The organism is Enterococcus sp. DIV0970a (assembly GCF_051711265.1).
GTDB lineage: Bacteria > Bacillota > Bacilli > Lactobacillales > Enterococcaceae > Enterococcus_D > Enterococcus_D casseliflavus.
On the sequence record NZ_JBIOMF010000001.1, the window covers coordinates 2,397,501 to 2,418,303 of the forward strand.

Sequence of the window (20,803 nt, forward strand, 5' to 3'; positions counted from 1 at the left end):
TTCGTTTGGAATTTCTCCGCTACCCACACCTCATCCCCGCACTTTTCAACGTACGTGGGTTCGGTCCTCCAGTGCGTTTTACCGCACCTTCAACCTGGACATGGGTAGATCACATGGTTTCGGGTCTACGACAACATACTCATTCGCCCTATTCAGACTCGCTTTCGCTGCGGCTCCGTCTCTTCAACTTAACCTCGCATGCTATCGTAACTCGCCGGTTCATTCTACAAAAGGCACGCTATCACCCATTAACGGGCTCTAACTTGTTGTAGGCACACGGTTTCAGGATCTATTTCACTCCCCTTCCGGGGTGCTTTTCACCTTTCCCTCACGGTACTGGTTCACTATCGGTCACTAGGGAGTATTTAGCCTTGGGAGATGGTCCTCCCGGATTCCGACGGAATTCCTCGTGTTCCGCCGTACTCAGGATCCTCCTAGGTGTTATCCAAATTTCGCCTACGGGGTTTTTACCCTCTTTGACATACTTTTCCAAGTATTTCGACTATCTGAATAGACTACCATATCGGAGTCCTACAACCCCAACAAGCAAGCTTGTTGGTTTGGGCTTTTCCCGTTTCGCTCGCCGCTACTCAGGGAATCGAATTTTCTTTCTCTTCCTGCAGGTACTTAGATGTTTCAGTTCTCTGCGTCTACCTCGACTGCGCTATGTATTCACGCAGACGTAACATCCTATAAAAGATGCTGGGTTCCCCCATTCGGAAATCTCTGGATCATAGCTTACTTACAGCTCCCCAAAGCATATCGGTGTTAGTCCCGTCCTTCATCGGCTCCTAGTGCCAAGGCATCCACCGTGCGCCCTTATTCACTTAACCTCTGACCTTACGGTCGGTTTTGAGTACTTCTTCTAGCGATAGAAGGTTGCTCAAGAAAATAAGCGTTGAACTTATTAAAAAACTCTTTTAACATTTCAACTCGGTGTGTGTTACTTGTTTTGATTATTTCTTCGATATCCAGTTTTCAATGAACAAAGCTTAACGACCATTGTCGTTAATGGAGCCTAGCGGGATCGAACCGCTGACCTCCTGCGTGCAAAGCAGGCGCTCTCCCAGCTGAGCTAAGGCCCCGGGTATTTACTTGAGAGTAGACCTCTCAAAACTGAACAAAGGCAAACGATGTGTAGTCTTCCGAAATATTCCTTAGAAAGGAGGTGATCCAGCCGCACCTTCCGATACGGCTACCTTGTTACGACTTCACCCCAATCATCTATCCCACCTTAGGCGGCTGGCTCCAAAAAGGTTACCTCACCGACTTCGGGTGTTACAAACTCTCGTGGTGTGACGGGCGGTGTGTACAAGGCCCGGGAACGTATTCACCGCGGCGTGCTGATCCGCGATTACTAGCGATTCCGGCTTCATGTAGGCGAGTTGCAGCCTACAATCCGAACTGAGAGAAGCTTTAAGAGATTAGCTTAGCCTCGCGACTTCGCAACTCGTTGTACTTCCCATTGTAGCACGTGTGTAGCCCAGGTCATAAGGGGCATGATGATTTGACGTCATCCCCACCTTCCTCCGGTTTGTCACCGGCAGTCTCGCTAGAGTGCCCAACTAAATGATGGCAACTAACAATAAGGGTTGCGCTCGTTGCGGGACTTAACCCAACATCTCACGACACGAGCTGACGACAACCATGCACCACCTGTCACTTTGCCCCCGAAGGGGAAGCTCTATCTCTAGAGTGGTCAAAGGATGTCAAGACCTGGTAAGGTTCTTCGCGTTGCTTCGAATTAAACCACATGCTCCACCGCTTGTGCGGGCCCCCGTCAATTCCTTTGAGTTTCAACCTTGCGGTCGTACTCCCCAGGCGGAGTGCTTAATGCGTTTGCTGCAGCACTGAAGGGCGGAAACCCTCCAACACTTAGCACTCATCGTTTACGGCGTGGACTACCAGGGTATCTAATCCTGTTCGCTCCCCACGCTTTCGAGCCTCAGCGTCAGTTACAGACCAGAGAGCCGCCTTCGCCACTGGTGTTCCTCCATATATCTACGCATTTCACCGCTACACATGGAATTCCACTCTCCTCTTCTGCACTCAAGTCTCCCAGTTTCCAATGACCCTCCCCGGTTGAGCCGGGGGCTTTCACATCAGACTTAAGAAACCGCCTGCGCTCGCTTTACGCCCAATAAATCCGGACAACGCTTGCCACCTACGTATTACCGCGGCTGCTGGCACGTAGTTAGCCGTGGCTTTCTGGTTAGATACCGTCAAGGGATGAACATTTTACTCTCATCCTTGTTCTTCTCTAACAACAGAGTTTTACGATCCGAAAACCTTCTTCACTCACGCGGCGTTGCTCGGTCAGACTTTCGTCCATTGCCGAAGATTCCCTACTGCTGCCTCCCGTAGGAGTCTGGGCCGTGTCTCAGTCCCAGTGTGGCCGATCACCCTCTCAGGTCGGCTATGCATCGTTGCCTTGGTGAGCCGTTACCTCACCAACTAGCTAATGCACCGCGGGTCCATCCATCAGTGACGCAAAAGCGCCTTTCAACTTTCTTCCATGCGGAAAATAGTGTTATACGGTATTAGCACCTGTTTCCAAGTGTTATCCCCTTCTGATGGGCAGGTTACCCACGTGTTACTCACCCGTTCGCCACTCTTTTTCTTTCGGTGGAGCAAGCTCCGGTGAAAGAAAAAGCGTTCGACTTGCATGTATTAGGCACGCCGCCAGCGTTCGTCCTGAGCCAGGATCAAACTCTCATAATGATTTGTTTGAATGACCATACGGTCATTAAGCTCATAAAAATTAACTTTGCTAGCTATTGCTTGCATGTATTTGTTTCAATAAATTGAAACGTCCTACACATTGGTTCGTTTGCTTGCTTTGTTCAGTTTTCAAAGGTCTACCGTGCTGTGTTAGCAACTTTTATATCATATCAGAGCGACGTTTGTTTGTCAACTCTTTTTTGAAAAGTTTTTTCAAGAAGTTGTTATTTAACTTCTTTCTTAACCTCAGCGACTTTTTTATCTTACCATCTCAACCGTTATATGTCAAACACTTTTTTGAAAAGTTTTTTTGATTTATTAGGTTTTTCAGAGATGATATTTTTTCGACTTTGTTATAATAACACTTGTAAAATGTTTCGTCAACAACTAATTTCAAAAAAGATCAATCAGTGTTTGTTACAAATGCCTTAACAAGGACAAGTAATAATATAGCAATTCTTAAAGGAAAAATCAACTAAAAAAATAGGCTTTTTGGCAACTATTTTTATAAGCGAATTATTCATTGTCAAACGATTCGAACGTTCGTTTATAAGAAGTATTTTGCGGCTAAATCTATCATTAATGGATAAAAAAAGAGAACTTAAGCTTTTCGCCTAACGTTCTCTTTTCGTCCGATCTTCTGATTGAACGATCGGTATATAGATTCGAAAGATCGTTCCTTGACCGATGACACTCTCTGCTGAAATTTTTCCTTTATAGCTTTCCAATAACTGTTTCGCAATAGAGAGCCCTAGCCCGTTTCCGCCTTTGGTTCTAGCACGGGCTTTATCTACCCGATAGAAACGATTAAAGATCTTGTCGAGGTCTTCTTTGGAGATTCCCTCACCAAAGTCTTGAATGGCAATTTCAAAGGATTGCCGATCCAACGAAATGGATAGATGAACTTCTTTTCGATCAGTGGAATATTTCACTGCGTTATCCAAGACAATAATAATGATCTGTTCAAAATGATTGCGATAGATTTTCAGCTTCAACTCATGGTATAAGTCATCATCCAATGTAAAAACAAAATCCGGATACAGTATTTTAAAGTTATTGAAGACTTGATAGACAACTTCTTTTGCATTGGTTGTTTCATTTGCATAATGAACATCCACTTGTTCCGCTCTTGAGAGATCCAACATTTCCTGTACGAGCGTCTTCATCCGACTGATCTCTTGCATACTGGCTGCCAGAGACTCATCCAAAATCTCTGGATCGTCTTTTCCCCAACGCTGCAACAGATTCATATGTCCTTCAATGATCGCCACAGGCGTTCGCAACTCATGAGAAACGTCTTCGACGAATCGCTCTTGCTGTTCAATGTATAGGCGCATGCGATCCAGCATTTCGTTAAAGATATCTGCTAAATCAGACAGTTCATCGTTCGTATTTAATTCTGGCATATGCACGGTTGACTGTGGGTTTTTCCGAACGGTTTCCATCGTATCTCGCAAGACCTTTAACGGCTGAAGGAAATACGCTGATAAAAAGAACCCAAGCACACTACTAAGAATCAGAGAAACGACTTCTAAGATAATCAAAGTCAGCAGCAGTTTGCTGCGTATTTCGTAAAAAGAAGTCAATTCATAAAATGTTTGTGCATAGCCAATCCGCTCTCTGGTGCCTTTTGAATAGATGGGTTGGATCGAGAGAAAGCCTGTGATACCATCCAGCGTTACGATGGTTGGGGCTTTGCGCTGCGTGTCGATCAGTGCTAAATCATTTTCATGGGTTTTAAACACAAGATCCTCATTCAAATTATAAACAAACAAGCTCAACGGCGCTTGGCCTAATTCCGAAATAAAGGAATCGATTTTCATTAAGTTGCCATCGATCGTTGAAGTGCGATCATAAATGCTCGTCGTCCCCGCATCATTTTTGGTTAAATTACGATATGTTCGAACCAATGTTAGTTCTTGATCCGAATTGGCTAAACGAGAAGCGACCTCTGACATCGTTCGCTCCACATTGTTTTCTTCTTTAGCGACGATCAAATTCACCGATGTTTTATAGGTGATCACAGCAAAGATCGTAAATACGACGAATATAAAGAAAGAACTTGCGAAGGCCCACTTTACAGTTAAAGAAGGCCCCTTCAGTTCTTTTAATTTTTTCATTCTTTTTTTAAGGTTCACGACCGCATCACATAACCTGTACCACGAACGGTTTGGATATAGCTTTCCTCCCCTGGCACATCAATTTTATTTCGTAAGTAGCGGATGTAAACATCGACAACGTTGGTTTCAACTTCTGTCTCATAGCCCCAGACTTTGTTTAATAAAACATCTCTGGCTAAAACGACATTGACGTTTTCCATTAAAGTCAACAATAGCTCATATTCGCGTTTTGTTAGTTCAATGACATCTGTTCCACGTCGAACGACACGGTTTTCTTTTTCAATCGTTAGATCGCGGTAAGTGATCGTGGTTTGTTTTGCGACGTTTTTGTCCCCTTCGATATCGATACGGCGAAGCAACGCACGTAAGCGTGCCAGCAATTCTTCAATTGCAAAAGGCTTCACAATATAATCATCAGCACCATGATCCAAACCTGATACTCGATCAATCACAGAATCTCTCGCGGTCATCATGATGATCGGGGTGTTCTTCGATTGACGCACACGTCGGCAAACTTCTAACCCATTTAGCTCTGGAAGCATTAGATCCAATAAGATTGCATCCCATTCATTATTCAGCGCAGCATCCAGTCCCGTCCGTCCGTTGTAATGAACTTCGGTATTATACCCTTCATGCTTCAATTCTAATTCCACAAATCGAGCTAAGTTCTTTTCATCTTCAATGATTAGAATATTACTCATTATTGATAGCCCCTTTATTGATTATTCTGCCTTTAAAATAGACATTATCTGTCTTATTTTATCATGTATCTAAAAAATAAAAAAGAGATTGACCGAAAGTTCTCACTTTCGGCCTTTCTCTTTTGAATTCTCTTGAAGCTTACGCTTCGTCATACCATGAATAATGGAAAATTCCCTCTTTATCTGTCCGTTCATACGTATGCGCGCCGAAGTAATCCCGTTGTGCTTGGATCAAGTTCGCTGGCAAACGATCAGAACGATACGAATCAAAGTACGCGATCGCAGAAGAGAACGTCGGCACAGGGACACCCGCTTGGACAGCTAGCGCAACTACTTCACGTACAGAAGATTGATAGTGTTTGGTGATGTCTTTGAAGTAATCATCTAATAATAAGTTTTCGATGTCAGCGTTCTTGTCATAAGCATCCGTGATTTTTTGTAAAAATTGCGCACGGATGATACAGCCTGCACGCCAAATTTTGGCAATCTCACCAAAAGGAAGATCCCAATCGTACTCTTTTGATGCTGTACGTAATTGCGCGAAGCCTTGTGCATAGCTCATGATTTTACTGAAGTATAAGGCTTCACGGATCTTATTGATAAATTCTTCTTTGTTTCCTTCAAAAGCAACCGCTTCTGGTTTCGGTAATACTTTGCTGGCATTGACCCGTTCTTCTTTGTAAGCTGAGATATAGCGAGCAAAAACAGATTCAGTGATCAATGGCAATGGAACACCTAGATCTAAGGCACTTTGGCTCGTCCATTTCCCAGTTCCTTTATTGCCTGCAGCATCTAAGATCACATCAACGATCGGTTTGCCTGTTCCTTGATCATCTTTACGTGTCAAGATATCCGCTGTGATCTCAATTAGGTAGCTATCCAATTCACCTTTATTCCATTCGGCAAAGATATCAGCCATTTCATCAACAGATAGACCTAAAATGTTTTGCATCAAGTCATAAGACTCCGCAATCAGCTGCATGTCGCCATACTCGATCCCATTATGAACCATTTTTACATAATGGCCTGCACCATTTGGTCCAATATAAGTTACACAAGGTGTACCATCTTCAGCTTTTGCTGAAATTTGTTCTAAGATCGGTGCAACCAATTCATATGCTTCTTTTTGTCCACCAGGCATGATCGAAGGACCTTTCAAGGCGCCTTCTTCCCCACCAGAAACACCCGTACCGATAAAGTTGATTCCTGAGTTTGCCAACTCTTCGTTACGACGAACGGTATCTTTAAAGAAGGTATTTCCGCCATCGATCAAAATATCGCCTTTGTCTAGATGAGGCAATAGTTCTTGGATCGTAGCATCCGTCGCAAATCCTGCTTTTACCATTAATAAAATACGACGTGGTTTTTCAATTGATTGGACAAATTCTTCTATCGTATAAGTTGCTTTAAAATTTTTATCTGGATGTTCTTTTACTACTTCTTCTGTCTTTGAACCAGTACGGTTAAATAAGGCAACTGAATAACCGCGGCTTTCGATGTTCAACGCTAAGTTTTTGCCCATAACAGCCATACCGACAACGCCGATTTGTTGTTTTGTCATCTTTCATCCTCCTAAGATTCAATTATCTTTTTCATTATAGCGCAAATGTACCTGCTTTTGAACTATTCTCTTTCGATGGACAAAAAATATTTCTGAAAAGTTCCATCTTTTCCAAAAAAAAACAAAAAAACCTCAGGCTCCATGGTTAGCCTAAGGTTTTAGAATCCTCTTTCTGAAAAAAAGGAATTATGCTTCTTTTGTTGCTACGTCTTTGCCATCGTAATGACCACAGTTAGAGCAGACATGGTGGCTTTTTTTCATTTCACCACAGTTTGCACATTCGTTCAAACCGTTGATTGTCAATTTGTAATGTGTACGACGTTTTGCTTTCTTCGCTTTCGAAGTTTTTCTAGCTGGTACTGCCATTTTGCTACACCTCCTTGTTAATGAACGCAACCTTGAGGCTGCAATTTATTCCAATCCTACGCGTTATCGTCATCTGATTCATTGAATAATTCGGATAATTTTGCAAGACGAGGATCAACTTGTTGAGCTTGCGCTTCTTTTTGATTTGCAAAGTCTTCTTCTGACAAAACAGCCCAATCGTTGCCAGATGGCATTGCTGAACCTTGTTTTTCTTCTTCTGTCAGGACTTGCAAAGGAATCGCAAGTAATAGGTTATCAGCGACCGATTCATCTAAGCTGATGGTTTGACCTTCAATGATCAAAACTTCTTCTTCGACGATCGTTTCATCGCGACGCTGAAATTGCTCTGGTGTCATGAATTGTTCATCCACTGAAAAATCAAAAGGAATCGCTACAGGTGTCAAAGAACGAGTAGATGGCAATGTCATCGTCGTTTCCACTTGATAGTGCAGCAAGTATCCTTGCTTATCAACACTCATCAGCCCTTTTACTTTTACAGGAGACAAATCAATGATCTGTCCATCGCGTTTTATCAGTTGACTTTTTAGGTCAAGTGTTTCTTCAAACATCAGCGGTGTCTCTTGGTATTTTTTTAATTCCAATAAAGACCATTTCATTTTTATCACCCCTAAGCAACAAAAGCAATTATACAGGGCTTCTGAGGCTTTGTCAATGAAATTTTCTTGACACCTTTTTCATTTTTGATCGTGTCATTTTAATGCCTTTTCTCAAGGGATTTCGACACTCTCAAAAAAACAACAGGAAGCGCACAACGTGCACTTGCCTGTTGCTTGATCAATCGTTAAAAATCATTAGATCGCTGTTGTTTCTCCACGATAAACGATACCGCGACGAGAATCAAGAGTAACCAATTCGCCATCTTTGATGGTTGTTGTTGCGTCTTTGGCACCAACGATCACTGGTAGATCTTTCGCGATTCCGACAACTGCTGCATGAGAAGTCAAGCCGCCATCTTCAACAACTAAAGCTACTGCTTTTTCGATTGCTGGCATATATTCTTTATCTGTTGTTGGTACAACTAAAATCATGCCATCTTTTGCTTTCGCAATTGCTTCTTCAGCACTGTGAGCGATCACGGCATTGGCAACAACTGATTTTTCACCAATTCCTTGCGCTTCAAGCAATTTTGATCCGATCAATTGGATCTTCATTACGTTGGTTGTTCCGCGTTCACCAACAGGAACACCGGCTGTGATTAAGATTAGATCGCCTTCTTTAGCAAAGCCTAAATCCACTGCTTGTTTTGCTGCTAATTCAAACATTTCATCAGTTGTTGATGGTTTTTCAGCAACGGTTGGGTACACACCCCAGTTAAGCATCAAGCCGCGTTTTGTGCGTTCGTCAAATGTGACAGCTAAAATGTCAGCATCTGGACGATATTTAGAGATCATTTTTGCAGTGTAGCCAGATTCAGTGGCAGCAACGATTGTTTTAACCCCTAAGTTTTTCGCTGCACGCGCAACAGATAAACCGATTGTTTCCGTTACATCTGTTTTATCAAATTGGTTGATTTGGAAAGTGCTGTTTTCTGATAAAGCTTTTTCTGCTTCAACGTCGATACGTGCCATTGTTGCTACTGCTTCAACAGGGTAGTCACCGTTTGCTGACTCACCAGAAAGCATTGTTGCATCAGTACCGTCAAAGACAGCATTGGCAACGTCAGAAGCTTCTGCACGAGTTGGACGTGGGTTTTGTTGCATTGATTCTAACATTTGTGTTGCTGTGATAACTGATTTACCAGCAGCGTTACATTTTTTGATGATGCTCTTTTGAACCATTGGTACTTCTTCAGCAGGGATCTCAACACCCATGTCACCACGGGCAACCATGATACCATCAGAAACTTTGATGATTTCATCGATATTATCGATACCTTCTTGTGATTCGATTTTAGAGAAGATTTGCACATGAGTCATGTCTTTTTCTTCTAAAATTTCACGAATTTCTAAAACGTCTTGCGCTTTACGTACAAATGAAGCGGCAATGAAGTCGATATCGTTATCAAGACCAAAACGGATATCTTCTGCATCTTTTTCAGTAATACCAGGTAAGCTGATTGATACGCCAGGAGCATTGACCCCTTTACGTGATCCTAACATTCCAGCATTTTTAACGACAACCACTAATTCACGGGTTGCTTCGTCTTTTTCTTTGATTTCCATGTCGATCAAGCCATCATCAAACAAGATGTGTCCGCCCACATGAACATCTTCAAATAAACCAGGATAAGTTACAGCAATTTTTTCTTTTGTTCCTTTGTGTTCTGGATCCATTGAAATACGTGTTTCATCGCCAACGTTGAATTGGATGTATCCAGCACGACCAAAGTCTGCTTCTGTCGTATTTTGTACAGTTGTACGGATTTCAGCACCTTTTGTATCTAAAAGGATACCGACATCTTTACCAGTTTTCTTTACGGCTTCACGAACCATTGTCATACGCGCTAATTGTTCTTCATGATCTCCATGAGAGAAGTTAAAGCGGAAGACATTCGCACCGGCTTCAATCAGTTGAGAAATAATTTCCACACTGTTACTTGCTGGTCCTAATGTACTTACGATCTTTGTTTTTTTCATTACTAAACGCTCCTATTCATTTATTTAAAATAGCTAATAAGCTTTTTTTACAAAATTACTGTTGCGTTGCTTTAAAAATCTCTTTAGAATGAGATTTCTTTGTTCAAGTTATACAAGCTAAGATCTGGTTTGTGACGATTGTTTTCAAGGGTATCGATGATATCAGAAGCAATCATTTCATTGTTTTCGATACCGATACATAGACCGCCTTTGCCTTGTTGCAATAATTCAACGGCATATGAACCAAATTTACTTGCTAACACACGGTCACGAGCGCTTGGTGAACCACCACGGACAACATGTCCTAGAATGGATACACGGGTATGGAAATCGCCGTATTCAGAAAGTTTGTCAGCAAAATCATTTCCGCCCATCACACCTTCGGCTAAAACGATCAAGCAATGTTTTTTCCCGCGGTCGCGTCCTTCACGGATACGATCAGCAACAACTTGCATGTCAAAATCATGTTCTGGGATGATGATTTCATCCGCACCACCGGCCACACCTGACCATAAAGCGATATCGCCAGCACCACGACCCATTACTTCGATCACGAATGTGCGGACATGTGATGTCGCTGTATCACGTATCCGGTCAATCGATTCCAAGACAGTATTGATCGCTGTATCAAAACCAATCGTGAAATCTGTTCCTGGAATGTCATTATCGATCGTTCCTGGAATCCCGATCGCTGGGAAACCGTGACGAGTAAGTGCCATCGCACCATGGTAAGATCCATCTCCACCAATCACGACTAGCCCTTCGATGCCAAATTTCTTTAATTGTTCGATTCCTTTTAATTGTCCTTCTTGTGTCGCAAATTCTGGATAACGTGCTGAATATAAGAATGTTCCACCACGTTGAATTTTGTCACCAACATCAGCAACATCTAAGCGACGAATGTCGCCTGCGACTAGTCCGGCATAGCCATAGTTGATTCCGTATACTTCAAGTCCGTCAAAAATACCCTTTCTGACAACTGCGCGAATCGCTGCGTTCATTCCTGGTGCATCGCCGCCACTGGTTAGAATTCCAATGCGTTTCATTATTCTTTCACCTCATCAAAAGATTTTGTTTAGGGAAGCCCCTGTTTGCTAGTTTTCAAGTAATAACCACGAGACATATTCTACCATTATTCCATGAAAATGTCTTGAAATAGTGGGAAAAAGTTGAAAAAAGTGTAAGTTGAATTACCGTTTTCGGAAAATTACTTGAAAATTACATTTCCATTTCCTAATAATGCGATCAGTTGTTTGACAAAGTTTGGCTCATCCGTCACCCAGTTTTCTTCTGCTAATAACACTTTTTTGCCACTGCTTTCATAGAACATCACCACTGGAATATTTCCGTGATGCTGCTTCATTTCCTTCGACAATGCTTGCAGGTGCGACGTTTCAGCTTCAGCAGAAATCTTTAAGTAACAAGTTTGTGACGCAATTTTATTTTGAACGTTTTCTGCTAAGTCTATTTTATCAGCAATGAGTTGGATTTCACCATTGTAACGACTTACCTCGACCTTTCCTTCGATATAAAGAACAGCATTTTCTTCAATCAAGGAACGTACTTGTCGATAAACGATGGGAAAAATCGTTACTGACACTTCTTTGCTGGCATCTGTTCCTTCGACAAACGCCATTTGTTCGCCCTTTTTCGTTCGAATCTCTCGAATCTTACGCACATATAAAAGGATACGCACCCGTTCATTCGGAACCAGATCGGCAATATCAGTGATTTGTTTTAATTGGTGCAATTTTTGAAACTGTTCCACGGGATGGCCAGACAAATAAACACCTAAGTATTCTTCTTCCAAAGCCAGTTTTTCTTCTAGTTTGTAATCGGCAACGGCTTCTTCTTTTAATGCCATAGTTTCTAAGAGATCCAAACTGCCGCCACTATAAGTAATGTTTTGGATCTTTCCTTCTAGCTGGATCAGTGCTTGTTTTCGATTGGGGGCGATCACGTCGAATACGCCGATGCTCAAAAGCGGCAATAAATAATCCAATTTTAACCATTTGCTGTTCCGCTGATTCAAGCGAAGCAAAAATTGATCCATAGACGTGAAATTACCATACTCTTTTCTTTCTTCCAAAATGTCTTGGATCATGTCGCGTCGGATTCCTTTGATACTGCTGAAACCAAAACGAATTTGTTTTTCATTTTGCAGTTGAAAACTAAACCCACTGGCATTGATCGAAGGCGGCAGTACTTCTACGCCATAACGTGCGGCTTCATTTAAATATTCTTTCATTTTGCTGGCGGTGTTGCGTACCGAGTGTAAGATCGAAGCAAAAAATGGTGCAGGATAGTGTACCTTCAGATAGGCCATTTGAAAGCCGATAAAGGAATAGGCAAACGCATGGGATCGATTAAACCCGTAATTGGCGAACCGCTCGATATAGTCATAGACCAAATTGGCGGTCTTTTCATCGTACTGATTGGCTAAGGCGCCTTGCACAAAATGACGACGTTCCTCATCCAAGACGTCTTTTTTCTTTTTACTGATTGCTCGACGCAAAATATCTGCTTGTCCTAAGCTGAAACCAGCCATTTTGGAAGCTACCTGCATGATCTGCTCTTGGTAGACAATGATTCCGTAAGTGTTTTGCAAAATCGGAATCAAGCTGTCATCTGGATAAGAGACACGCTCTTGTCCTTTTTTCCGCTTAATAAAGGTATCGATATTTTGCATCGGTCCTGGCCGATACAAGGCATTGACTGCGGCAATATCCTCGATGCTTTCTGGTCCTAACTTACGCAGCACATTGCGTATCCCCGCTGATTCAAATTGGAAGATCCCTGCGGTCTCGCCTTTTTGAAACAAGCGCAATGTTGCTGGATCATCAAGAGGAATCTCCTTTTGGGTAACGATTTGTTGGCTGATTCGTTTAATGCCTTTCAAGGTATTATCAATGATCGATAAGTTTCTCAAGCCTAAAAAGTCCATCTTCAATAGGCCGATGGCTTCTACGTCATTCATGGTAAATTGGGTCAGCCAGATCCCATCGCTGCCTTCTTGTAAGGGAACCAGATCAAGCAAATTCTTGTCACTGATCACCACACCAGCGGCATGAGTCGATACGTGACGTGGCAAGCCTTCTAAAATTTTGGCGACTTGAAACATTACTTGGTTTCGCTCATTAAACGACACCAATTCTCGCAGCTGATTGGATTGTTCATAAGCAAAATCTAAGGTCATTTTCAAGGCATTGGGGATGGCTTTTGACCAGCGATTGGCTTCACTTTGCGAAAGACCAAAGACACGAGAAACATCTCGTAGAACCATTTTGGCCGCCATGGTGCCAAACGTCGCAATCTGTGCCATATATTCTTGCCCGTATTTTTGGCGCACATACTGTAAAATCTCGTCTCTGCGATTGTCAGGAATGTCTAAATCAATATCAGGCATCGTGTAACGTTCTGGATTCAAGAATCGTTCAAACAAAAGATCGTATTTGATTGGATCCACGTCGGTGATCGATAAAACATATGCCACCAGTGCGCCAGCAGCCGATCCCCGTCCAGCGCCGGTAACGATCTCTTGTTGGTGGGCAAAGTCCATGACATCCCAAATAATCAAGAAATAGTCATCAAAGCCCATCTTATGGATGACGGACAACTCATAATCCAAACGCTGTTCGTACGCCGATGTAACGTGGGCAACACGCTGAGGCAGACGCTCAAAACAAATTTTCCGCAAATAGTCCGCAGCGCTTTCTTCGGCTGGTAGCGGGTAATGAGGCAACAGCCGCTGATGCAGCGGCAGCTCGACGGCGCATTCAGCTGCAATCCGCTGATTATTCATCAATGCCTGCGACCATTCTTCAAATGCCGCGGTCAGTTGGTCTGCTGGTTGTAGAAAAAGCTGCGCAGCCCCTTGCTCTTTAGCCTGACGAAAGTCTTCAATTTGCGAGCCCTCTTTGATATGCGTCATCACTTTGACTGCAAAGGCTTCTTCTTGTGCTAAAGCAGCGATTGGTTGATAGGCACATGGTGCAATGTTTTGCTCGTTAAACCAAGCGATCGTTTCTGGATCTAGCCCCTTGCTAGTAATACCTAAAAACAAGCTCTCAGAATCAAATTTATGGCTGATTGCTCGCAGTGCTTCTTGATTGGCTTCTAGATCATCGTGCTGAGAAGGCAGAAACCCCTCGCCTTCAGGCAGCAAACCAAAGAGGTCCTGCAAAGAATCACAAGCAGCCAAATTCAACTGCTCGGTAATCATTTTTTCACTTGATAAACGCATCAAGGTTTGATAGCCCTTGAGGTTTTTTGCAAATACGTATAACGGAAAGGACATTGATCCCTCTCCGAAGGTACAGTCGAACAAAGCGCCAAAAATCGGCTTGATGCCCTGTGCTAGGCATTGCTGATAAAACTCGACCGCGCCATAGAGAACATTATGATCGGTCAGACCCAACGTCTGATAGCCCATCTTTTTGGCTTGCTCTATATAGTGAGGAATTTTGATCGTACTTTGCAGCAACGAATAGGCGCTTAAGGTGGTGAGCTGTGAATACATTGAAATCCCTCCAAAAATGAAAATTCTCTTTCTTTCTGCTAGTAATTAGATTTGAAAAACAAAATGAAAAAGTGAAAATCTTTACAATAAATATTTTTGTGATAAACTAAAGTCGAAATGGAAGATACGCAGAAAAGAGGTGTCGTCATGCGTTACTTAGTCACTTTATTTTGGACTTTTGTATTAGGTCAAGTCGTTGGCTATCTAGGCAGCTCACTTGCTGGAGCAACTTATGATTTTCAATTAACTTCAATCATTTCTTTGGTCACAGGTGTGGTGATCATTCTTGTTGGTATTATCGCACCAGCGCCTGAAAAGACAAGCCATTAAAAAAAAACCAGTTACCTTTATTGTAACTGGTTTTTTTTTCTTTTCAACTATTCACTGATGTCCGTTTTACGCAAGCTTTTACGGAAATTAAATCCTGAGATAAAAATATTGATCAGTACAAACCCGCTAGTTACCCAAAAGACGGCGGGATAACCAAAGCCAGCTGCCACCGTTGAGCCGACCATCGGACCTAACACTTGTCCAAAGTTAGAGAACATTTGGTTGTAGCTGTAGATACGGCTGACCCCTTCCATCGGGGTGATCTTACTGATCAGTGTATTGATGGACGGCATCAACGCACCCGTCGAAAAACCAAGCAAGAAGCGCAGCACGCCCAACTGAAACGGTGTGGAGACAAAGCCCATCGGAATGAAACAGAAAAATGACAGCAATAAACCGCCTAACAATACCTTGTGATTGCCGTAACGATCACCTATTTTGCCTAAAAATGGCGAAGAGATGATTGCCGAAACACCAGCAACAGAGACGATCAATCCGCTGACAAACAAAATATTGCCACTATTCCCGCTTAGATCACGAATATATAACGTGAGGATCGGGCTGATACTCGTTACACCTAGCTGTAAAATCAGTGACGTAATAAACAAACCGACAAGCAGCTGCATATTTTTGATTTGACCAAAAATTTCTTTGATGGACAGCAAATCGCCCTTTCCAACCGGCTCAAAATCTTCTTGAACGAGAAAAATCGTAAGCAAGAGCGTGATTAGCAGCACAACACCAGTAATGATAAAAACATTTTTCATACCGAACCATTGCGCCAACGCCCCACCCATCGATGGACCGATCAAATTCCCTGCGATGGCTCCTGTAGCCAATGTCCCAAGCGCCCAACCACTTTTTTCTCGAGGCGCCTGCGAAGCAATCAACGCAGTCGCATTGGGAATATACCCCGATAAAATTCCAGTAAAGAATCGCATGATCAACAACCAATAGACATTCGGTACAAAAGCCAAAGAACCCATCGTCACTGTCATCCCCGCAGCCGCGCGAATCATCATTAAACGACGACCTTTTTGATCTGCTAGATTTCCCCATACTGGAGCAATGATAGCCGCCGCAAACGCCGTTACTGAGATTGCTAATCCAGAAAACAACTCAATTTGACTCTCTGGAGCGCCTAACTCTTCTATATATAAGGGAATGAATGGCATGACAAGACTAAAACTGGCACCCGTAAAAAAACAACCTACCCATGAAATCAGTAGATTTCGTTTCCAATCAATCTTCATTTACAAACCTTCTTTCACAAATACTATACCGTATCGTGAGTAATAATCAAATAAAAAAATCTTTCTGCAGGTAACATACAGAAAGATTTTCTTCATTAAACTTAACTGATCAAAGCCAAAATGACAAAGTTTAGGATAAACAACGCATTGACGACCCAGATGATCGGAGACACTTCGTTGGCTTTTCCTTTCACTACTTTCACTAATGCGTAGAAAATGAAACCAACAGCGATCCCGTTGGAAATACTGTAAGACAAGCCCATAAAAATAGACGCGAAGAAAGCGGGAACTGCTTCTTCTAGATCGGTCCACTTGATGTCTGCAAACGAAGCAATCATCATTACCCCAACTAAGATCAACGCTGGTGCTGTCGCTTGTGCGGGAACGATTGAGATCAGTGGAGAAAAGATACTGCTGATTGCAAAGAGTGCTGCCACTACAACAGAAGTCAAGCCCGTGCGTCCACCAGCACCGATACCAGCTGCTGATTCCACATAAGTCGTTGTATTTGAGGTCCCTACGATGGCACCTACAGAAGTGGCTACGGCATCTGCAAAAAGGGCTTTATCCATCTTCGTGTTCAACCCGTTACTGTTTTCAACCGCTTCTTCATCTTTTTTCGAAAAGATCCCTGTACGACGTCCAGTCCCGATAAAGGTACCGATCGTATCAAAGACATCTGATAAGCTAAACGCTAAAATCGTCATAATTACTTGAGGGATTTTGGCAGAATCACTGAATAGTGAGCCCATTCCTTCAGAGCCAAACGCAGCGCCAAATGTGATGCCTAGTTCGCTGATGGAACTTCCTAATGAATTCCCGTGCCAATCAATGGCACTTAAATCCACCACACCCATCAAAATACCGATGATCGTCGTTCCTAAAATACCAAAAATAATTGCCCCACGAACATTTTTCACCACTAATAAAGTAGTCACTACTAAACCAATCACTGCTAACAAAACAGGTGCATTATTGAAATTCGCCAAAGCTGGGACGATCCCCCCATTAAAATTGGCACTCACGATCGTCTCACCGTCGACAACTGAACCAGTCACTGCGGCAGTGTCTGCACTGAAGTTTAGCAAGTTGGCATTTTTGATCCCTACATAAGCCACAAAGATCCCGATCCCGCCGCCAATTGCATGCTGCATGCTTTCAGGAATGGCGTGAATGATCAGTTTTCTGATTCGAGTGACCGTGATAAAAATGTTGATCAGGCCGCAGATGAACACCATTGCTAATCCTTGCTGCCACGTATACCCCAAACCAAAAACGACGGTAAAGGTGAAGAATGCATTAAGGCCCATTCCAGGCGCTTGCGCGTAAGGCACATTTGCAAATAAGCCCATGATCAGGGTACCAATCACTGAAGCGATGATCGTTGCTAAGAAAACAGCTTGAAACGGCATGCCTGCAGCAGATAAAATCGTCGGATTCACAAACAAAATATAACTCATCGCGAAGAAGGTGGTGACCCCAGCCATCACTTCTGTGGAAACCGTCGTTTTATTCTCCTTTAATTTGAAAAACTTTTCCATGTTATGTTTCACTCCTGAACTTTAATCGTTTCTATGAAAAGAAAAAATGAATAATTGCGCTTTTCATCGAACAATTACAAATTATAAGGGAATAATTTTCGCTTTTCAAACCTTTTTCCGAATAAAACGAACCAAAAACGTTTAATGTTCGTGTTTTGCTTTGCAACTATTATGAAAACTTATCGAAAACTTACTTGTATTGTGAAATGACAGAAATATGTTACACTTAAGCCACTACCATAAGAGAATGGAGCGAGTCTTTTGAAACCAAAAATCATCGCCATTGATTTAGATGGCACAACCTTAAATACTGAATCCCAACTTTCCCCTCGCACACGTGAGGTACTGGTTCGCGCCACCAAAGCGGGACACTTTGTTACCATCGCTACAGGAAGACCTTTTCGTATGAGCGATCAGTTCTATAAAGAATTGGCGCTCACAACACCAATGGTCAATTTTAACGGCGGGTTGGTCCATAAACCTCGACAAGTCTGGGCAAATGAAATGGAGCACTCGATCTCTCGAGAAATTGCGTTTGAGCTCATAGCGCAAAAAGAGCAGCTGGGGCTGACGTTTGTGGCAGCAGAAAATCGCGAAACCTTTTTCATTGATGACCTAAGTGGATTTGATCAACACTTTTTCTTTTCGGGCAATGCTTCCGAAAAAAATCTATTAGCAAATTTAAAAACGGACCCCACTTCATTACTGGTGAAAACCGAAAATGAATTAGCAGAATCTGTTTCTTTACGTATCAAGGATCAATTCGACGATGCGGTCGATGTTCGAACATGGGGCGGACCTCAAGCTATCTTAGAGATCGTACCAAAAGGGGTCCATAAAGCACTTGGTCTTTCGGTGATCGCGGATTCTTTGTCTTTGGATCGACAAGATATCATCGCTTTTGGTGATGAACACAACGATTTGGAGATGCTAGATTATGCGGGCTGGGGCGTTGCCATGGCGAATGGCACGCAACAATTAAAATCGATCGCCAATGATGTTACCGACAAAACCAATGCGGAAGATGGCATGGTCGATTACTTGGAAAAATATTTAGGTCTATAAAAAAAGCCGATGCGGGATGTCCGCATCAGCTTTTTTTTTGCTGCCATATTCAAATCAAAGTGTTTCATAAACGATTTCTTTGGCTTCGGGAATCGATTCATCAATAAAGAATACTTTATACCAGGTCAAGAACGTAAAGATCGTCCAGATTTTTCGCTGAAGATTCGGTTTTCCTTGGCGATGGTCTTCAAGCATTTGTAAAATTGCTGTTTGATCGAAGAAGGTTGCCGCAAAGTCTGACTCAAAAAGGCTCTTGACTGCTTCATACCCTGTTCCTTCTTTCAGCCATGCCTTTATAGGTACAGGAAAGCCGAGTTTTTCACGGTTTGCCCACTCTTTTGGCAAATGACGGTTTGACGCTTGTCGAAACACATCTTTGGTGTTGTTTTGATTGATCAAATATTTCGTCGGGATCGTTTGCGACAACTTCTGCATCTCGATATCCAATAAAGGAACACGTAATTCCAAGGAACTCGCCATGGACATTTTGTCTGCTTTTAACAAGATATCCTTCGGCATCCATTGATGAAGATCCAAATATTGCATCTTGTTGACCTCGTCTTTGAGACCATTGACTTTCTCATAATGAGGCGCAACGATTTCAGCAACAGATGGTCCTTTTTGATACGTTGGTTTTAAAAGCTGTAGTGCTTCCTCTTCTTCAAAGACCAGGGCTTGCCCGATAAAGAAGTCTTGGGCAGGTGCCGTTGCTTCATAAAGATGAATTCGACCATGGAAGTTTTTCATTTTGCCGATTTGACGCCCTAAACGAAAGCGGATGTTTTGCGGCAGTTTTTTCAAGCCTTGGGCAAAAACGCGCACCGCTTTAGAGTTTGTGTGGAAGCCATAAGCAGCATAACCGGCAAATAATTCATCTGCCCCTTCCCCAGATTGAACGACTCGCACTTGCTGTGCTGCCAGATTGGCTAAAAAGTACAAAGGGACACAGCTTGGGTTAGAATCTGGTTCGTCCAAGTGATACTGAATCAACGGGAATGCCTCAAAGGACATTTCACCATCGATGACCGCTGCTGTGTTGTTCAAACCAAGTTTTTCCGTCAATTTGCGGGCCTCGATCGCTTCGTTGTAGGTTTTGTCATCGAACCCGATTGAAAACGAGCGATCTGGTCGCAAGACAGAAGCTACGTAACTTGAATCGACACCACTGGATAAAAATGAGCCGACTTCAACATCACTGATTTGATGAGCGGCAATTGATTCCTGGACTGCTTGATCGATTTTGTCGACCCATTCTTCTCTTGAATGATTTTCTTTCACTGAAAAATCTGCATCCCAATACTGCTTGATCGTCAATCCCTGTTCATTAAACAAATAATAATGCCCTTCTTGCAAACGATGAACGCCTTTAAAGAAGGTTTCTCCGTTCAAAGGCGAGTATTGAAACGTCAAATAAGGTTTCAATGCCTCTTGGTTCAACTCTTTCTTGAAATCTGGATGAGGCAAAAAGCTCTTGATTTCAGAACCAAACATAAAACTACCATTCATTTGCGCATAGTAATATGGTTTGATCCCAAAGTGATCCCGTGCGCCGAAAAGCTCTTGTTTTTGAGTATCCCAGATGGCAAAAGCAAACATTCCCCGCAGGCGCTGCAAAACATCAATGCCCCACTCCTCATAGCCATGTAAGACTACTTCGGTATCCGCATGGGTAGAAAAAACATGACCCGCTTGGATCAATTCTTCCCGCAACACTTGAAAGTTATAGATTTCCCCATTAAAAATAATGACTTTTGTTCGATCCTCGTTAAAAATCGGTTGTGAGCCACCTTCTAAGTCGATGATCGATAAACGACGAAACCCTAACGCTACTTGGTCGTCGGTAAATTTTCCTGAACTGTTTGGTCCGCGATGAACGATCCGGTCCATCATGCGTTCAATAATGATTTCTTTTTGGTCTTTTGAATTGACAAAGCCGACAATTCCGCACATATTTTCACATCCGTTTTCATAATCCATTTTCATTTTTCTAAAGTAAATCATACCATAGAATTCAAGAGATACGATCTCT

13 protein-coding genes, 1 tRNA gene and 2 rRNA genes (1 of these 16 running past the window's edge) are annotated in these 20,803 nt (G+C 42.7%); 2 read left to right on the forward strand and 14 right to left on the reverse strand.

Going from position 1 to position 20,803, the window contains the following annotated elements:
* From IGK14_RS11515 to dnaE, 11 genes are all read right to left on the reverse strand, one after another.
* Positions 1–833, reverse strand: a 23S ribosomal RNA gene (locus IGK14_RS11515) (it extends 2,082 nt beyond the left edge of the window).
* Positions 834–1,012: 179 nt separating this feature from the next.
* Positions 1,013–1,085 (reverse strand) — tRNA-Ala (locus IGK14_RS11520).
* A gap of 76 nt (positions 1,086–1,161) precedes the next feature.
* Positions 1,162–2,721 (reverse strand): 16S ribosomal RNA (locus tag IGK14_RS11525).
* Together the 16S and 23S rRNA genes with 1 tRNA gene alongside form the textbook arrangement of a ribosomal RNA operon.
* 614 nt (positions 2,722–3,335) lie before the next feature.
* Positions 3,336–4,841: a HAMP domain-containing sensor histidine kinase gene (locus tag IGK14_RS11530; RefSeq protein ID WP_034696083.1), complete on the reverse strand. Its 1,506-nt coding sequence runs from the start codon at positions 4,839–4,841 to the stop codon at positions 3,336–3,338.
* A gap of 14 nt (positions 4,842–4,855) precedes the next feature.
* A complete protein-coding gene (locus IGK14_RS11535) occupies positions 4,856–5,542 on the reverse strand; it encodes a response regulator transcription factor (RefSeq protein WP_005229193.1) in 687 nt (228 codons plus the stop codon).
* A 139-nt stretch (positions 5,543–5,681) separates the two neighbouring features.
* Positions 5,682–7,103 (reverse strand): NADP-dependent phosphogluconate dehydrogenase, encoded by a 1,422-nt coding sequence (gene gndA / locus IGK14_RS11540; protein ID WP_010749660.1) that lies wholly within the window; start codon positions 7,101–7,103, stop codon positions 5,682–5,684.
* A 186-nt stretch (positions 7,104–7,289) separates the two neighbouring features.
* Entirely contained in the window at positions 7,290–7,469 is a 180-nt protein-coding gene (rpmF, locus tag IGK14_RS11545) for a 50S ribosomal protein L32 (protein ID WP_005229191.1), read from the reverse strand.
* Between the two features lie 56 nt (positions 7,470–7,525).
* Positions 7,526–8,086 carry a YceD family protein gene (locus tag IGK14_RS11550; protein ID WP_010749661.1) on the reverse strand — a complete coding sequence of 187 codons (561 nt, stop codon included), beginning with the start codon at positions 8,084–8,086 and terminating at the stop codon, positions 7,526–7,528.
* 195 nt (positions 8,087–8,281) lie between these two features.
* Positions 8,282–10,066 (reverse strand): pyruvate kinase, encoded by a 1,785-nt coding sequence (gene pyk, locus IGK14_RS11555; RefSeq protein WP_438712264.1) that lies wholly within the window; start codon positions 10,064–10,066, stop codon positions 8,282–8,284.
* 83 nt (positions 10,067–10,149) lie between these two features.
* Entirely contained in the window at positions 10,150–11,112 is a 963-nt protein-coding gene (gene pfkA, locus IGK14_RS11560; protein WP_005229169.1) for a 6-phosphofructokinase, read from the reverse strand.
* Between the two features lie 161 nt (positions 11,113–11,273).
* Positions 11,274–14,585: a DNA polymerase III subunit alpha gene (gene dnaE, locus IGK14_RS11565; RefSeq protein WP_010749662.1), complete on the reverse strand. Its 3,312-nt coding sequence runs from the start codon at positions 14,583–14,585 to the stop codon at positions 11,274–11,276.
* A gap of 147 nt (positions 14,586–14,732) precedes the next feature.
* On the opposite strand from dnaE, the gene IGK14_RS11570 reads away from it, so the two are divergent.
* Entirely contained in the window at positions 14,733–14,915 is a 183-nt protein-coding gene (locus IGK14_RS11570) for a YjzD family protein (RefSeq protein WP_008377814.1), read from the forward strand.
* Between the two features lie 47 nt (positions 14,916–14,962).
* On the opposite strand, the gene IGK14_RS11575 is transcribed toward IGK14_RS11570, so the two are convergent.
* Entirely contained in the window at positions 14,963–16,168 is a 1,206-nt protein-coding gene (locus tag IGK14_RS11575) for a multidrug efflux MFS transporter (protein ID WP_438712267.1), read from the reverse strand.
* Between the two features lie 101 nt (positions 16,169–16,269).
* A complete protein-coding gene (locus tag IGK14_RS11580) occupies positions 16,270–17,709 on the reverse strand; it encodes an NCS2 family permease (protein ID WP_010749663.1) in 1,440 nt (479 codons plus the stop codon).
* Between the two features lie 261 nt (positions 17,710–17,970).
* Here IGK14_RS11580 and IGK14_RS11585 point away from each other — a divergent pair, with 261 nt between their 5' ends.
* Entirely contained in the window at positions 17,971–18,774 is an 804-nt protein-coding gene (locus tag IGK14_RS11585; RefSeq protein WP_086295600.1) for a Cof-type HAD-IIB family hydrolase, read from the forward strand.
* Positions 18,775–18,828: 54 nt separating this feature from the next.
* Here the strand turns inward: IGK14_RS11585 and asnB are convergent, their stop codons facing one another.
* Positions 18,829–20,724: an asparagine synthase (glutamine-hydrolyzing) gene (asnB, locus tag IGK14_RS11590; RefSeq protein WP_010749664.1), complete on the reverse strand. Its 1,896-nt coding sequence runs from the start codon at positions 20,722–20,724 to the stop codon at positions 18,829–18,831.
* Positions 20,725–20,803: the final 79 nt, after the last annotated feature.